The organism is Acidovorax sp. FG27 (assembly GCF_040365715.1).
In the GTDB taxonomy this organism is placed as follows: Bacteria; Pseudomonadota; Gammaproteobacteria; order Burkholderiales; family Burkholderiaceae_C; genus Paracidovorax.
Genome location: NZ_BAABVY010000014.1, coordinates 86,398 through 101,105 on the forward strand (window position 1 = coordinate 86,398; position 14,708 = coordinate 101,105).

A 14,708-nucleotide genomic window follows, 5' to 3' on the forward strand; every position below is an offset into this window, starting at 1 on the left:
GCGCCCTCCGTGCCCGCGCACCCGCGTGCCTGCGGCGACGTTCAATGCCCGACGTAGCGCCCGGGGCGGTGGCTGATCCAGAGAAATCCGCTCATCACCAGCACCGCCAGCACCGAATAGGCCACCCGGTCGGGCGGCACCACGAAGAGCGCCAGCAGCACCACCACGCAGTCGATCGCCATCTGCACCTTGCCGGCCCGGATGCCCCGGCTCTGCTGCAGGTACAGCGAGAGGATGGTGGCGCCGCCCAGACTGGAGCGGTGCCGTGCCAGGAACAGGCAACCGGTGCCCAGCAGCAGCCCGCCCAGCACGGCGGCGAACAGCGGGTTGAGGTAGTCCACGTGCATGACATGGGGGAACATCTCGGTCAGCGCCGACAGCAGCGCGACCGAGAGGAAGGTCTTGACGGTGAATTCCCGACCCATGCGCGTCCAGGCGAACCAGTAGAACGGCAGGTTGATGGCGAAGAAGAGCTTGCCGAAGGAGATGTCGGTCAGGTAGTGCAGCAGGAAGGCCACCCCGGCCGTGCTGCCGATGAGCAGCCCGGCCTGGCCGAACAGCATCAGCGCCATGGCGACGAACAGCGTGCCGGCGAAGAGCGCCTGGGCGTCTTCGTAGTAGCCGTGGCGCAGCGATTCTGCGGGGTGCGCGGGCGCCGCCGGGGGCGTGGAGTCGGTAGGCATGGTGGGGTGCGAAGAAGGAGGAATGCGCCCTCTGGCCGCTGGCGGCAGGGCGGGCCCGGCGCATGCAAGCCCCGCGCCAGCCGGCGCGCGGCGCTCAGCGGCCGCCCTGGGGGATTTCCTCCACGCTGGCAGTGCGCAGCACCCGCCCGTCGCCGCCGAACACGGCGGTGAAGATCATCGGCCGCGTGCCGCCGTCGTTCCAGCGCCAGTCCCATTCCGTTTCGCCCTTGAGCGCGAAGCTCATCGTCTTCATGGGCTTGCCGAGGCGCCGGCGCACCTCGTTTACCGTCATGCCGGGCGTGATCTGCGCGAATTCAGCCGGCGTCAGCACCTGGCGCAGCGCGCTCAGCCGACCATCGGGGCCGATGGTAATCATGTAGTTGACCGCACCGGCCGGCTGGCGGTTGTATTCGAAGGTGCGGGCGCCGCCCGGCTCGTCCCAGACCCGCTCGGGCTCGCCGAAGCGCGAGCGCACGTCGGCCTCGGTCGAGGTGCCGACCTGCAATTCGCTGATGCGCTGCAGGTCGCAGCCGCCCAGGCTCGCCACCGCCAGCGCGGCCACCACCGCAGCGCCCCACCGTCCCATTGCCATGCCGTCTCTCCTTGTCCCGATGCGTGCCGCCCCCCCTGGGCGGCCGGGAACCACTATAGAGGAGCCGGCGGTCAGTCGGAGCGGGTGTTCGCGGCCTTGACGACCTCGCCGTACTTGCGCAGGTCGGCCTCCATCTCGGCGCGGAACTCCGCCGGCGTGTTGCCCGACGCGAGAATGCCCAGGGACGCCAGCCGCTCCTTGATGTCGGGCGAGTGCACCACGGCGTGCAGCTCGCGCTGCAGCCGATCGACGATGGCCGGCGGGGTCTTCGCCGGCGCCAGGATGCCGATCCACGAATTCACCTCGAAGCCCGGCACGCCCGATTCCGCCACCGTCGGCACGTTGGGCAGCGAGGGCAGCCGCTGGGCGCTCGACACCGCGATGGCCTGCACCTGCCCGCGCTGGATGAACGGATAGGCGCCCGCCACCGCCGTGTACAGCATGGGCAGCGATCCGCCCACCACGTCGGCCAGCGCGTGGCCGCCGCCCTTGTAAGGCACGTGCACGAAGTTCGCCCCGGTACGCACACGCAGCAGCTCGCCCGCCAGGTGCGGCGTGCTGCCGGTGCCCGCGCTGCCGTACGAGACACCGCCAGCCTGCGTTTTGGAATGCGCCACCAGCGACGCGAAGTCCTTCGCCGGCACCGACGGGTGCGTCACGATGACCAGCGCCGCGTCGCCGATCTTGCTGACGGGCGCGAAGTCCTTGAGCGTGTCGAACGGCACCTTGGCGAACACGTGCGGGTTGATGACCATGGTGCCGTCGAAGCCCACCACCAGGGTGTAGCCGTCGGGCGCGGCGGTGGCGCCCATCTGCGTGCCGATGTTGCCGGAGGCGCCCGGCCGGTTGTCCACCACCACCTGCTGGCCCAGGCGGGCGCCCAGGCGCTCGGCCACCACCCGGGCGCCGGTGTCGGTCACGCCGCCCGGGGCGAAGGGCACGATGAGCCGGATGGGCTTGCTGGGGTAGTCGGCCTGGGCCGAGGCGCCGCCCGCGGCGAGCGCGAGGCAGAACGCCGAGAGGCTCGCGGTCAGGTGGCGCCGCAACGGTTGGAAGGGGGTCATGTCTCGTCTCCTTGTCGTTCTGGAATGCGGGGCCGGCCCGCAGCGGGCGCGCGCTCTGCGGCGCGTCGCCCGGGCCGCCGTTTCATTCGGCGCGGATGCCGCCGCGCTCGGCCACCTGGGCCCACTTCTGGGTTTCGCCCTCGATGAAGCGGCGGAACTCGGCGGGCGGGGTGAGCACGATGTCCGCGCCCTGGTCCTGCATCTGCCGGGCCACGGCCGGGTCGGCCGCCACCTTGCGCAGGTCGGCATGCAGGCGCTCGACCACCGCCTGCGGCATGCCGGCCGGGCCGAACAGGCCGTACCAGTTGAGCGATTGCACGCCCCGCAGGCCGGCTTCGTCGAAGGTCATGGCGTCGGGGAACAGGGCCATGCGCTGCGGCGCGGCCACGCCCACCACCCGCAGCTTGCCCGAATGGATGTGCGGCAGGGCCGTGAGCACGCTGGTCACGCCGGCCGGCAGGTGGCCGCCGATGATGTCCACCATGATGGGCGCGCCGCCCTTGTAGGGCACGCCGGTGGTCTTGAGCTGGCCGGACTGGCGGATCAGCTCGCCCGTCAGCCGCGTCTGCCCTTCCGAATAGCCCACCGCAATCTCCTGCGCCTTCGCCGCCTGCACCAGTTCGGGCAGGCGCTTGTAGGGGCCGTCGGCCGCCACCACCAGCACCATGGGCGAGGTGGCGATGTTGGTCACCGGCGTGAACGCCTTCATGGTGTCGTAGGGCATGCTTTTCATCAACACGGGGTTGATGGCGTGCGAGCCCACCACCAGCAGCAGGGTGTAGCCGTCCGGCGCGGCCTTGGCCACGTGGGCGGAGCCGATCACGCCGTTGGCGCCGGTGCGGTTGTCCACCACCACCGACTGGCCCCACAGCTCGGACAGCCGCTGCGCCATGAGGCGGCCGACGATGTCGGTGCCGCCGCCGGCCGAGTACGGCACGACGATGGTGACCGGCTTGGCCGGATAGGGCTTGTCCTGCGGGTGGGCGGCGCCCAGGGCGGTGGCGCCCCAGGCGCCCAGGCCGGCCAGGGCCAGGCGGCGGGTGATGGCCTTTTGGCCGGAGGATGGGTGAGGGTCTTGGTGCATGGGTCTTGTCTCCTGAATGTTGTGATGTGTCTGACCGGGGGGCTCTGCGGCCGGCGGGCCGTCAGGCGGGGGTGGGCTCGGCCGCCTGCGCAGTGCGTTTTTTTGCCTGCTCGCGCCGCAGCCACGCGATGGACCGGCCGCCCAGCGGCCGCTGCAGCAGCGTCTGCGCGAAGTCGATGGCGTCCAGCAGCCCGTCCAGCGACACGCCGGTGGCGAGGCCGCTGCGTTCCGCCAGCAGCACCAGGTCCTCGGTGGCGAGGTTGCCGGCGGCACCGGGCGCGAAAGGGCAGCCGCCGATGCCGCCCACGCTGGCGTCGAAGCGCCGCACGCCGGCCTCCAGCGCCGCCCAGGCGTTGGCCGCGCCCATGCCGCGCGTGTCGTGCAGGTGCACGGCGAGGCGATCGATGGGCACCACCTCGCGCAGCGCGGCGAAGCGCTCCTTGACCTGGCCGGGCGATGCCGAGCCAATGGTGTCGGCGATCACCACCTCGCCCGCGCCGGCGGAGTGCATGCGTGCGGCCAGGCGCAGCACTTCAGGCAGCGGCGTTTGGCCCTCGAACGGGCAGTCGAACGCCACCGCCACGTAGGCCCGCGTGCGCAGGCCCAGGGCGTGGGCGGCGGCCAGGGTCTGCTCGCTCACCTCGGTGGCCTGCGCAAGCCCCATGTTGATGTTGCGGGCGTTCATGGTCTCGGTGGCCGAGAGCACCACGGCGATTTCCCGCGCCCCGGCGGCATGGGCGCGTTCCAGCCCCTTCAGGTTGGGCACCAGCACCGAGGTGCGCAGCCGAGGCCAGCGCGCCGCGACGGCGGGCACCAGCTCGCCCGCGTCGGCCATCTGCGGCACGGCCCGGGGCGACACGAAGCTCGTGGCCTCCACGCTGCGCACGCCGGCGGCTTCGAGCACGCCGATCAGCGCCAGCTTGGATTCGGTGGACACGGGCACCTGCTGGTTCTGCAGCCCGTCGCGGGGCGCCACGTCGGTGATGTGGATGCGGTGGTCGGTCATGGCTTGCGGCATGGCGTTCGCTCCGGGCATCAGGCGATGGCGCCGTCTTCGCGCAGCCGGGCCAGCCGCTCGGCCGGGTAGCCCAGCCAGCCGCCCAGCACGGCGGCGGTCTGCTCGCCCAGCCGGGGTGGCGCGCCAAAGCTGCGCTGCGGCGCGGACGACAGCTTGACCGGGTTGCCGGGCATGCGCAGCGGCTCGCCGTCCGGCAGCGGCACGGTCACCACCATGTCGCGCGCCAGCACCTGCGGGTCGCTCAGCGCCTGGGCGAAGTCGTTCACCGGGCCGCAGGGGATGCGCGCCTCCCGCAGCCGCTCCAGCCAGTGCGCGGTAGGCTGCTTGCGCAGCTCGTCCGCGACGATGGCGTCGATCTCGGCCTTGGCGGAGAAGCGCACCGGCTGCTGGCGGTACTCGGGCTTGCGCAGGGCATCGAGGCCGATGAAGTCCACGAAGCGGTCGAAGAAGCCGTCGCCGATGCAGGCGATGATGATGTGGCCGTCCGCCGTGGGATAGCTGTTGTAGGGCACGTGCACGAAGTGGCCGTTGCCGATGCCCTCGGGCACGTGGCCCGACATGAAGTGCATGGTGGCCATGTAGTTGAGCAGCGAGATCTGCGCGTCCAGCATGGAGATGTCCACATGCTGGCCCCGGCCCGTGCGGTCGCGCTCGACCAGCGCGGCCAGCACGCCCAGCGCGCCGAACAGCCCGCCGCCCAGGTCGCCGATCGGGATGCCGCTGCGCGTGGGCCCGGTCTCGGGGGTGCCGGTGATGGACATGCCGCCGCCCATCGCCTGCACCACCTGGTCGAACGCCGGCCGCTGCGTGTGCGGGCCGGTCTGGCCGAAGCCGGTGACCGAGCAGGTCACGATGCGCGGATTCACCTGCGAGAGCGCCGCGTAGTCGATGCCCAGGCGCTCGGTCACGCCGACGCTGAAGTTGTCGAACACCACGTCGGCCTGGCGCACCAGGTCCAAGAAGACCTCCCGGCCGGCGGGGCTCTTCAGGTCCACGCAGACGCTTTCCTTGTTGCGGTTGAGCGTGAGGTAGTACGCGCCCATGCCGCCACGCGAATAGTCGGGGTCGTTCTCCAGCAGGCGGCGCGTGCCCTCGCCGGTTCCGGGCGGCTCCACCTTGATGGTGCGGGCGCCCAGGTCGGCCAGCAGCATGGTGCCGTAGGGGCCGGACAGCATGTGGGTCAGGTCCAGCACGGTGATGTGTTCGAGTGCCAAGGGGGTGATCTCCAGGTTCGTTCGTCGACAGTGCCGTGGTATCGCAGGGGCCGTGCCAGCGCGCGGACCGCTCGCAAGCCGTTGATTTCATTCAGGAACCGATCTTTGGCGCGGCGCTCTTGCGTTTCATGCAACACTCATGAGACACAACCATCGAACCAGCGACACATCCATGGCCGCATCCGCCTCCACCTTCGGCAGCGCCGGCCTGCCGCGCCTGTGCTTTCTCAGCTACCGGCAGATCCGCGAGTTCGCCATGCCGGTGGTGGCCGAATACGCGGGCCGCGCCCAGATCGAGGTGGTGGACGGCACCTTCGGCGGCGCGCTGGCCATCGCCCAGGACCGGCTGGAGCGCGGCAGCGTGGACGCCTTCGTCAGCGCCGGCTCGAACGCCAGCATCCTGCGGGCGGGCCTGCAGGCGCCGGTCGCCACCATCCAGCTGGGCGGGTTCGATCTGCTGCAGGCGCTGATCCAGGCACGGCGCATCGCCGGGCGCGTGGGGGTGGTGATGTACGGCCAGACCATTCCCGAGCTGGAGGCCGTGAAGGACCTGCTCAACATCGAGATCAGCCAGCACGCCTACCAGACGCCCGACGACGCACGCCAGCGCTTCGAAGCGCTGCGCCGCGCCGGCTTCGAGGTGATCGTCGGCTCCAGCCTGGTGGTGGAGCTGGCCGAGCAGGCGGGCCTGACGGGCCTGCTGGCCTATTCGCTCGCCAGCATCCGCAAGGGTTTCGACGACGCGCTGGAACTGGCCCGCGTCGCCCGGCTGGAGGCGGGCCGCTACGAGCAGCTGCACAGCGTGCTGCACAACCTGCAGGAGGCCGTGGTGGCCGTGGACCAGCAGGACCGCATCATCGCCGTCAACCCGCCCATGCAGCAGCTGCTGGGCGGGCCGGGCGTGCGGCTGCAGGGCCAGGCGCTGGACGCGCTGGAGCCCGCGCTGTCGCTGCGCGCCACGCTGCAAAGCGGCCTGCAGGAGCGGGCCGTGGCCCAGCGCTTCGCCCAGCGCGACTGGGTGGCGCACCGCACCCCCATCCGCGAGCACGGCGAGATCGTGGGCGCGGCGCTCACGCTGTACGACGCCGGCGCCATCCAGGCCGCCGACACCAGCCTACGCATGCTGCAGCGCCGCCAGCAGCACGCCGCGCGCCACGGTTTCGGCAGCCTGGTGGGCACCAGCCCCGCGCTGCAGCGGGCCATCGCCAGCGCCCGGCGCTTCGCCCGCACCGACCTGGGCGTGCTCATCACCGGCGAGAGCGGCGTGGGCAAGGAACTCTTCGCCCAGGGCATCCACAACGACAGCCGCCGGGCGGGGCGGCCGTTCGTGGCGGTCAACTGCGCGTCGTTTCCCGAATCGCTGCTGGAGAGCGAGCTCTTCGGCTACGAGGAAGGGGCCTTCACCGGCTCACGGCGCGGCGGCAAGCGCGGCCTCTTCGAGGCGGCGCACACCGGCACGCTGTTCCTGGACGAGATCGGCGACATGCCGCTGCCGCTGCAGACCCGGCTGCTGCGCGTGCTGCAGGAGCGCGAGGTGATGCGCCTGGGCGCCACCGCCCCGGTGCCCATCGACGTGCGGGTGATCGCCGCCACGCACCAGCCGCTGGCCGAGCTGATCGCGCAGCAGCGCTTCCGGCAGGACCTCTACTACCGCATCAACACGCTGCGCCTGGCCATCGCGCCGCTGCGCGAGCGCCGGGAAGACATCGCCGCCCTGGCCGGCCCGCTGGTGGCGCGCTGCCTGGCGCGCCAGGGCGCGCAGATCGACGCCGAGCGGGCGCTGGCGCCGCTGCTGCCCCGGCTGGTGGCCTACGACTGGCCCGGCAACGTGCGCGAGCTGGAGAACATCGCCGAGCGCATCGCCGTCTTCCTGCTGCAGTACGACCGCCCCGAAGCGGTGGACCATGCCGCGCTGGCGCACGACTGCCCCGAGCTGTTCGCCGGCACCGCCGGCCGCATCGCGGCGGACGGCAGCCCGCTGCCCCAGCCCGAGCGCATCCGCCAGGCCCTGCGCGAGGCCGGCGGCCAGCGCGCAGGTGCCGCCCGGCGGCTGGGCGTGAGCCGATCCACCCTGTGGCGCTGGCTGCGGGAGCTGAACCTCGACCCCGACGCCCAGGACGCGCCGCCGCCCTGACGGCGGCGCGGCAGCGGCGGCGGCCCGCAGCCCGCTAAAATCGCCGGCTCCCACAGCGCACCCCCTATCCGCCATGTCCTTTTTCCGCCGCCCCGACTACCAGTCCGATACCACGCAGTTCATCAACCAGCTCAAGAAGGACAAGCCCGAGCTGGACGTGCAGCAGCGCCAGGGCCGGGCCCTGCTCTGGGACAAGCAGGTCGACCACCGCGCCTGGGAGGAATACGACGAGGCGCGGATGGCGCAGCAGCCCTACGTGTACCAGACGCGATCCTGAAATCCATAGTCAAATGGGCCGCCAGCGCTTGATTTACAAGCGCAAGCTGCTATCAAATCAATAGCAATGGCCAACTCCCGCTCGCACGACGAAGACGACTCCGGCACCGGCCTGGCCACGGCCGGCGGCATGCCGGAGGTGGTCGACCAAGTGGCCCTGGCGCGCCTCTACGGCGAGCCGCTCTTCGCGCTGCCGCAGGACCTCTACATCCCGCCCGACGCGCTGGAAGTGTTCCTCGAAGCGTTCGAGGGGCCGCTCGACCTGCTGCTCTACCTGATCCGCAAGCAGAACTTCAACATCCTCGACATCCCCATGGTGGGCGTGACGCGGCAGTACCTCGCCTACGTGGACGAGATCCGCAGCCGCAACCTGGAGCTGGCGGCCGAATACCTGCTGATGGCGGCCATGCTGATCGAGATCAAGTCGCGCATGCTGCTGCCGCCCAAGAAGCAGGAAGACGGCGCCGAGGCGGAAGACCCCCGCGCCGAGCTGGTGCGCCGGCTGCTCGAATACGAGCAGATGAAGCTCGCCGCCGCCCGCCTGGGCCAGCTGCCGCAATATGGCCGCGACTTCCTCAAGGCGCAGGTCTATATCGAGCAAAGCCTGGTGCCGCGCTTTCCCGACGTGCACGTGGTCGATCTGCAGGAGGCGTGGCGCGACATCATCCGCCGCGCCCGGCTGGTGCAGCACCACCGCATCACGCGCGAGGAACTCTCGGTGCGGGAATACATGAGCCATGTGCTCAAAGCCCTGCAGGGCCGCCGCTTCATCGAGTTCGAAGACCTGTTCGACCCGGAGCAGGGCAGCACCGTGCTGGTCGTCACCTTCATCGCGCTGCTGGAACTGGCCAAGGAAACGCTGATCGAGATCACGCAGGCCGAAGCCTTCGCGCCCATCTATGTCCGCCTCGCCTATCGACCCACATAGCACCCCTTGAGCCGCCTCCGGCGCCTTCCCCTTCTCTCGCTACGCGGCAGGGGGACGCCACCGGCGGCCTGGCAAAGCCCGTTCCACGGCGGCCCTGGCATCGGGCCCCGCCCCCATCGCAGGCCACGGAAAGCATCCATGCAGTCACACGACTTCGACGTCCTCATCATCGGCAGCGGCCTCGCGGGCCTTTGCGCCGCGCTGCACCTAGCACCCACGCACCGCGTGGCGGTGGTCACCAAGCGCCAGCTGCACGACGGCGCCAGCGGCTGGGCGCAGGGCGGCATCGCCGCCGTGCTGGCCGAGGGCGACAGCGTGGACGACCACGTGCAGGACACCCTGGTGGCGGGCGCGGGCCTCTGCGACCTGGCGGCCACGCGCTTCGTGGTGGAGAACGCGCCCGACGCCATCCGCTGGCTGCAGCAGCTGGGCGTGCCCTTCTCGCTCGATGAAGCCGGCGGCGGGCTGCACCTGACGCGCGAGGGCGGCCACGGCGCGCGCCGCATCGTGCATGCGACAGACGCCACCGGCGCCGCCGTGCAGCGCACGCTGATCGAGACCGTGCGCGCCACGCCGGGCATCACCCTCTTCGAGCAGCACACGCTGGTGGACGTCATCACGGCCGGCAAGCTGGGCCTGCAAACGGCCGGCACCGCCGACCGCAGCCTGGGCGCCTACGTGCTGGACGAGGCCGCCGACGAGGTGCTCACCTTCCGCGCGCCGCACACCCTCCTGGCGACGGGCGGCGCGGGCAAGGTGTACCTCTACACCACCAACCCCGACACGGCCACGGGCGACGGCATCGCCGCCGCCTGGCGCGCCGGCTGCCGGGTGGCGAACCTGGAATTCATCCAGTTCCACCCCACGTGCCTCTACCACCCGCACGCCAAGTCGTTCCTGATCAGCGAGGCCGTGCGCGGCGAAGGCGGACAGCTGAAGCTGCCGCCCGCGGCCGGCGGCACGCGCTTCATGCCGCGCCACGACGAGCGCGCCGAGCTCGCCCCGCGCGACATCGTGGCCCGCGCCATCGACTTCGAGATGAAGACGCACGGCATCGACTGCGTGCACCTGGACATCTCGCACCAGAGCCCGGCCTTCCTGCGGGAGCACTTCCCCAACATCCTGGCGCGCTGCGCCGAGCTGGGCATCGACATCATGAAGGAGCCCATTCCCGTGGTGCCCGCCGCCCACTACACCTGCGGCGGCGTGCTGACCGACCTGGCCGGCCGCACCGACCTGCCCGGCCTCTACGCCATCGGCGAGACGGCGTGCACCGGCCTGCACGGCGCCAACCGGCTGGCCAGCAACTCGCTGGTCGAATGCATGGTGTTCGCCCGCGCCGCCGCCCGGCACATCGCCTCGGCGCCGCCGCAGGCCCTGCCCGCGCTGCCCGCCTGGGACGACAGCCGCGTGACCGACGCCGACGAATGCGTGGTCATCTCGCACAACTGGGACGAGCTGCGCCGCTTCATGTGGGACTACGTGGGCATCGTGCGCACCAACAAGCGGCTGGAGCGCGCCGCCCACCGCATCACGCTGCTGCAGGCCGAGATCGCCGAGTTCTACGCAAACTTCCACGTCTCGCGCGACCTGCTGGAGCTGCGCAACCTGGTGCAGGTGGCCGAGCTGATCGTGCGCTCGGCCCAGATGCGCCACGAAAGCCGGGGCCTGCACTACAGCCGCGACTGGCCCGAGCCCGCCGCGCCGGCCGCGCCCACCATCCTGGTGCCGGGCGCGCGCTGACGGCCTGGCGGACGACATCCATGACCGACACCCTCGCCGCCCGCAGCCTCGCCAGCGTCTGGCACCCCTGCACGCAGATGAAGCGCCATGAAGCCGAGCCGCCCGTGGCCATCGCCCGGGCGCAGGGGCCCTGGCTGTACGGCGCCGATGGCCGGCGCTACCTGGACGGCATCAGCTCCTGGTGGGTCAACCTGTTCGGCCACGGCCACCCGCGCATCCAGGCGGCGCTGGCCGACCAGCTGGCGCGGCTGGACCACGTGATGCTCGCGGGCTTCACCCACGCGCCGGTGGTGGAGCTGTCCGAACGCCTGGCCGCGCTCACCGGCCTGGGCCACGCCTTCTACGGCAGCGACGGCGCCGCCGCCACCGAGATCGCGCTGAAGATGAGCGCCCACTACTGGCGCAACCACGGCCGGCCGGAGAAGTGCCGCTTCGTCGGCCTGGCCGGCGGCTACCACGGCGAAACCGTGGGCGCGCTCGCCGTCACCGACATCCCGCTCTTTCGCGAGGCCTACGCCCCGCTGGTGCGCCTGGGCGACGTGGTGCCCAGCCCCGATGCGCGCGGCGCCCGCCCCGGCGAGAGCGCGCAGGACGTGGCCCGCCGCGCCGCCGACGCGCTGGGCGACTGGCTGGCCGAGCACCACACCGGCACCGCCGCGCTGATCCTGGAGCCGCTGGTGCAGTGCGCCGCCGGCATGGCGATGCACGACGCCGACTACCTGCGCCGGGTGCGCGCCCTGTGCGACCGCTACGAAGTTCACCTGGTGGCCGACGAGATCGCCGTGGGCTTCGGCCGCACCGGCACGATGTTCGCGCACCAGCAGGCCGGCATCCGGCCCGACTTCATCTGCCTCTCCAAGGGCCTGACCGGCGGCACGCTGCCGCTGTCGGCGGTGCTGACCACCGACGCCGTCTACGCGGCCTTCTACGACGACGACGTGGCCCGGGGCTTCCTGCACTCGCATTCCTACACCGGCAACCCGCTGGCCTGCCGCGCCGCGCTGGCCACGCTCGACCTGTTCGACGAGACCGGCGCACTGGCCGCCAACGCGGGCCTGGCCGCCGCCATCGACGCGGCCTGCGCGCCGCTTGCCGCCCACCCGCGGGTGCGCCATGCGCGCCGGCTGGGCATGATCTGGGCGTGGGACGTGCACACCGCCCTGCCTGACTTCGCCCGCCGCTACCACCGCCACGCCATGGCGCGCGGCCTGCTGCTGCGGCCCATCGGCAAGACGCTCTACGCCATGCCGCCCTATGTCCTGGGCGAGGCCGAGGTGCGGCACCTGGCCACGCAGGCGCTGGCCGCGCTCGATGCCACGCTGGCCGAGGAGGAAGACGCCGCCGCACCCGCATCGCTGGAAGGCGCGCTGCCATGACCTTCGCCTGTTTCGTCACCGGCACCGACACCGGCGTGGGCAAGAGCCTCGCCAGCGCCGCGCTGCTGCATACGCTGGCCCGCCACCACGCCCGCGTGGTGGGCATGAAGCCCGTCGCGGCGGGGGCCGAGCCCATCGGCGGCGTGCTCACGAATGAAGACGCGGTGGCGCTGCGCGCTGCCTCCACCATTGCCGTGCCACCGGCGCTGGACAACCCGGTGCTGCTGCCCGACCCGCTCTCGCCGCACATTGCGGCGCAGCGTGCGGGCACGGCCATCGACATCGCCGCCATCGCGCAGGCCTTCCGCCAGCTGGCGGAGCGGGCGGACGCGGTGGTGGTGGAAGGCGCAGGCGGCTGGCACGTGCCGCTGTCGGCCACCGCCACCGGCGCCGACCTGGCACAGGCCCTGGGCCTGCCCGTGGTGCTGGTGGTGGGGCTGCGGCTGGGCTGCCTGAGCCATGCGGCGCTGACGGCCGAATCCATCCGCGCGCGCGGCCTCGTGCTCGCCGGCTGGGTGGCGAGCCGCATCGACCCGCACATGCTGGCGCCCGAGGACAACATCGACTGGCTCGCCCGGCACCTGGACGCGCCCCTGCTGGCCGACCTGCCCCACCAGGCCGTGCCGGATGCCCGCGCCATGGCCGCGCACTACCGATTGCCCACCGAATGGACGAGACCATGAACTCCCGCTCGCCGATCCCGGAGCAGGCCCGCCGCTCCTGGCTGGACGAATTGCCCGAGCGCATCGCCGCGCTCGACGCCGCCCACCTGCGCCGCCAGCGCCGCGCCGTGCGCCCGCTAGGCGGCGCGCACCTGGATGTGGACGGCCAGCCCATGCTGGCCTTCTGCAGCAACGACTACCTGGGCCTGGCCGGCCACACCGCGCTGGCCCTGGCCGCCTGCGACGCGGTGCGCGAATACGGCGTGGGCTCGGGCGCATCGCCCCTGGTCAGCGGCCACAGCGCGGCCAATGCGGCGCTGGAGGCCGACCTGGCCCACTTCACCCAGCTGCCGCGCGCGCTCTACTTCTATTCCGGCTACGCCACCAACGCCGGCATCGTGCCGGCGCTCATCGGCGCGGGCGACGCCGTCTTCTCCGACGCGCTCAACCATGCCTGCCTGATCGACGGCGCACGCCTGTCGCGGGCCGACGTGCATCGCTTTGCCCATGCCGACCTGGCCGCGCTGGAAGGCCTGCTGGCCGCCAGCACCGCCCGCCGCAAGCTCGTGGTGACCGATGCGGTGTTCAGCATGGACGGCGACGTGGCCGACGTGGCGGCGCTGCTGGCGCTGTGCGAGCGGTTCGACGCCCTGCTGCTGCTGGACGACTCGCACGGCTTCGGCATCCTCGGGCCGCAGGGGCGCGGCGTGCTGGCCGAAGCGGGCCTGGCCGGCCGCCAGGCATCGCCGCGCGTGCTCTACATGGCGTCGCTCGGCAAGGCGGCCGGCGGCGCGGGCGGCTTCGTCGCCGGCAGCGAGGTGCTGATCGAATGGCTGCTGCAGAAGACCCGCAGCTACATCTTCGCCACCGCCGCCCCGGCCCTGCTGGCCCGCGCCATGCAGGCCGGGCTGGACCAGATCGAGCGCGGCGGCGCGCTGCGCGCCCGGCTGCAGGAGCGCATCGCCCAGCTGCAGGAGGGCCTGGCCCGCGTGCTGCGCGGCACGCACTGGCGCCTGGGCGCCTCGCGCACCGCCATCCAGCCGCTGCTGATCGGCGCCAACGCCGAAGCCCTGGCCGTAATGGAAGGACTGCGCGAGCGCGGCATCTGGGTGCCGGCCATCCGCCCGCCCACTGTGCCCGAAGGCACGGCCCGGCTGCGCATCGCCCTCTCCGCCGCGCACACGCCCGCCGACATCGACCGGCTCATCGGCGCGCTGGCCGAGCTCGCGCCCGCCACCCACACCCACGCACCGAAAGCCTTTGCATGACCTACGGCGTCAAGGAAATCTTCTACACGCTGCAGGGCGAAGGCGGCCAGGCCGGCATGCCCGCGGTGTTCTGCCGCTTCGCCGGCTGCAACCTCTGGACGGGCCGCGAGCAGGACCGCGCCCAGGCCATCTGCCAGTTCTGCGACACCGACTTCGTCGGCACCGACGGCACGCTGGGCGGCAAGTACGACAGCGCCGACGCACTGGCCGACCTGATCGCCGCGCAATGGCCCGTGCACGACGCGGCGCACCGCCTGGTGGTGCTGACCGGCGGCGAGCCGCTGCTGCAGGTCGATGCCCCGCTGATCGACGCGCTGCATGCGCGGCACTTCCGCATCGCCGTGGAAAGCAACGGCACCGTGCCGGCACCGCCGGGCATCGACTGGCTCTGCATCAGCCCCAAGTCCGGTTCGAAGTGGGTCCAGCGTGAGGGCCAGGAACTCAAGCTGGTCTGGCCGCAGCCCGTCTATGACCTGGAGGCGCTGGAGACGCACACCCGGTTCACCCACCGCTTCCTGCAGCCGATGGACGGACCTGACCAGGCCGCCCACACCGCCCTGTGCATCGCTGCCTGCATGGAGCGCCCGGCGTGGCGCCTGAGCCTGCAGACCCACAAGCTCACGGGTATCCAATAGCCCGCTCCCCCAGTTTCCTTCCGGTCCCCTG

At 72.0% G+C, this 14,708-nt stretch carries 14 protein-coding genes; 8 read left to right on the forward strand and 6 right to left on the reverse strand.

Annotation, left to right across the window (positions count from 1 at the left end):
- Positions 1 to 41: 41 nt before the first annotated feature.
- From ABWV53_RS19125 to ABWV53_RS19150, 6 genes are all read right to left on the reverse strand, one after another.
- Positions 42 to 683, reverse strand: coding sequence for a DUF6198 family protein (locus tag ABWV53_RS19125; protein ID WP_353367729.1), 642 nt, complete (start codon positions 681 to 683; stop codon positions 42 to 44).
- A 94-nt stretch (positions 684 to 777) separates the two neighbouring features.
- Positions 778 to 1,275, reverse strand: coding sequence for an outer membrane protein assembly factor BamE (locus ABWV53_RS19130; protein ID WP_502903940.1), 498 nt, complete (start codon positions 1,273 to 1,275; stop codon positions 778 to 780).
- A 71-nt stretch (positions 1,276 to 1,346) separates the two neighbouring features.
- On the reverse strand, positions 1,347 to 2,339 hold the full coding sequence (locus tag ABWV53_RS19135; RefSeq protein ID WP_353367730.1) for a Bug family tripartite tricarboxylate transporter substrate binding protein: 993 nt from the start codon (positions 2,337 to 2,339) through the stop codon (positions 1,347 to 1,349).
- 82 nt (positions 2,340 to 2,421) lie between these two features.
- On the reverse strand, positions 2,422 to 3,423 hold the full coding sequence (locus ABWV53_RS19140) for a tripartite tricarboxylate transporter substrate binding protein (protein ID WP_353367731.1): 1,002 nt from the start codon (positions 3,421 to 3,423) through the stop codon (positions 2,422 to 2,424).
- A 61-nt stretch (positions 3,424 to 3,484) separates the two neighbouring features.
- Complete coding sequence (locus ABWV53_RS19145; RefSeq protein ID WP_353367732.1) at positions 3,485 to 4,429, reverse strand: hydroxymethylglutaryl-CoA lyase; 945 nt, start codon at positions 4,427 to 4,429, stop codon at positions 3,485 to 3,487.
- A gap of 29 nt (positions 4,430 to 4,458) precedes the next feature.
- Entirely contained in the window at positions 4,459 to 5,655 is a 1,197-nt protein-coding gene (locus tag ABWV53_RS19150; protein ID WP_353367733.1) for a CaiB/BaiF CoA transferase family protein, read from the reverse strand.
- Positions 5,656 to 5,827: 172 nt separating this feature from the next.
- Here ABWV53_RS19150 and prpR point away from each other — a divergent pair, with 172 nt between their 5' ends.
- The 8 genes from prpR to queE all read left to right on the forward strand — a co-directional run bounded on the left by prpR (position 5,828) and on the right by queE (position 14,677).
- A complete protein-coding gene (gene prpR, locus ABWV53_RS19155) occupies positions 5,828 to 7,789 on the forward strand; it encodes a propionate catabolism operon regulatory protein PrpR (protein WP_353367734.1) in 1,962 nt (653 codons plus the stop codon).
- Positions 7,790 to 7,862: 73 nt separating this feature from the next.
- Positions 7,863 to 8,066, forward strand: a complete 204-nt coding sequence (locus ABWV53_RS19160; protein ID WP_353367735.1) for a DUF3460 family protein — start codon at positions 7,863 to 7,865, stop codon at positions 8,064 to 8,066.
- A 129-nt stretch (positions 8,067 to 8,195) separates the two neighbouring features.
- Positions 8,196 to 8,993 carry a segregation and condensation protein A gene (locus ABWV53_RS19165; RefSeq protein ID WP_353367832.1) on the forward strand — a complete coding sequence of 266 codons (798 nt, stop codon included), beginning with the start codon at positions 8,196 to 8,198 and terminating at the stop codon, positions 8,991 to 8,993.
- A gap of 138 nt (positions 8,994 to 9,131) precedes the next feature.
- Complete coding sequence (nadB, locus tag ABWV53_RS19170) at positions 9,132 to 10,736, forward strand: L-aspartate oxidase (RefSeq protein WP_353367736.1); 1,605 nt, start codon at positions 9,132 to 9,134, stop codon at positions 10,734 to 10,736.
- A gap of 20 nt (positions 10,737 to 10,756) precedes the next feature.
- Complete coding sequence (gene bioA, locus ABWV53_RS19175) at positions 10,757 to 12,112, forward strand: adenosylmethionine--8-amino-7-oxononanoate transaminase (protein WP_353367737.1); 1,356 nt, start codon at positions 10,757 to 10,759, stop codon at positions 12,110 to 12,112.
- Positions 12,109 to 12,795 carry a dethiobiotin synthase gene (bioD, locus tag ABWV53_RS19180; RefSeq protein WP_353367738.1) on the forward strand — a complete coding sequence of 229 codons (687 nt, stop codon included), beginning with the start codon at positions 12,109 to 12,111 and terminating at the stop codon, positions 12,793 to 12,795. The genes bioA and bioD overlap by 4 nt, the downstream gene beginning before the upstream one ends.
- A complete protein-coding gene (gene bioF / locus ABWV53_RS19185) occupies positions 12,792 to 14,042 on the forward strand; it encodes an 8-amino-7-oxononanoate synthase (RefSeq protein ID WP_353367739.1) in 1,251 nt (416 codons plus the stop codon). Before bioD ends, bioF begins: the two co-directional genes overlap by 4 nt.
- On the forward strand, positions 14,039 to 14,677 hold the full coding sequence (gene queE, locus ABWV53_RS19190; protein ID WP_353367740.1) for a 7-carboxy-7-deazaguanine synthase: 639 nt from the start codon (positions 14,039 to 14,041) through the stop codon (positions 14,675 to 14,677). Before bioF ends, queE begins: the two co-directional genes overlap by 4 nt.
- Positions 14,678 to 14,708 lie beyond the last annotated feature (31 nt).

Coding starts and splice junctions, on each gene's coding strand:
- ABWV53_RS19125 (WP_353367729.1), bottom strand. CDS start 683: ATGCCTACCGACTCCACGCCCCCGGCGGCGCCCGCGCACCCCGCAGAA.
- ABWV53_RS19130 (WP_502903940.1), bottom strand. CDS start 1,275: ATGGCAATGGGACGGTGGGGCGCTGCGGTGGTGGCCGCGCTGGCGGTG.
- ABWV53_RS19135 (WP_353367730.1), bottom strand. CDS start 2,339: ATGACCCCCTTCCAACCGTTGCGGCGCCACCTGACCGCGAGCCTCTCG.
- ABWV53_RS19140 (WP_353367731.1), bottom strand. CDS start 3,423: ATGCACCAAGACCCTCACCCATCCTCCGGCCAAAAGGCCATCACCCGC.
- ABWV53_RS19145 (WP_353367732.1), bottom strand. CDS start 4,429: ATGACCGACCACCGCATCCACATCACCGACGTGGCGCCCCGCGACGGG.
- prpR (WP_353367734.1), top strand. CDS start 5,828: ATGGCCGCATCCGCCTCCACCTTCGGCAGCGCCGGCCTGCCGCGCCTG.
- ABWV53_RS19160 (WP_353367735.1), top strand. CDS start 7,863: ATGTCCTTTTTCCGCCGCCCCGACTACCAGTCCGATACCACGCAGTTC.
- ABWV53_RS19165 (WP_353367832.1), top strand. CDS start 8,196: ATGCCGGAGGTGGTCGACCAAGTGGCCCTGGCGCGCCTCTACGGCGAG.
- nadB (WP_353367736.1), top strand. CDS start 9,132: ATGCAGTCACACGACTTCGACGTCCTCATCATCGGCAGCGGCCTCGCG.
- bioA (WP_353367737.1), top strand. CDS start 10,757: ATGACCGACACCCTCGCCGCCCGCAGCCTCGCCAGCGTCTGGCACCCC.
- bioD (WP_353367738.1), top strand. CDS start 12,109: ATGACCTTCGCCTGTTTCGTCACCGGCACCGACACCGGCGTGGGCAAG.
- bioF (WP_353367739.1), top strand. CDS start 12,792: ATGAACTCCCGCTCGCCGATCCCGGAGCAGGCCCGCCGCTCCTGGCTG.
- queE (WP_353367740.1), top strand. CDS start 14,039: ATGACCTACGGCGTCAAGGAAATCTTCTACACGCTGCAGGGCGAAGGC.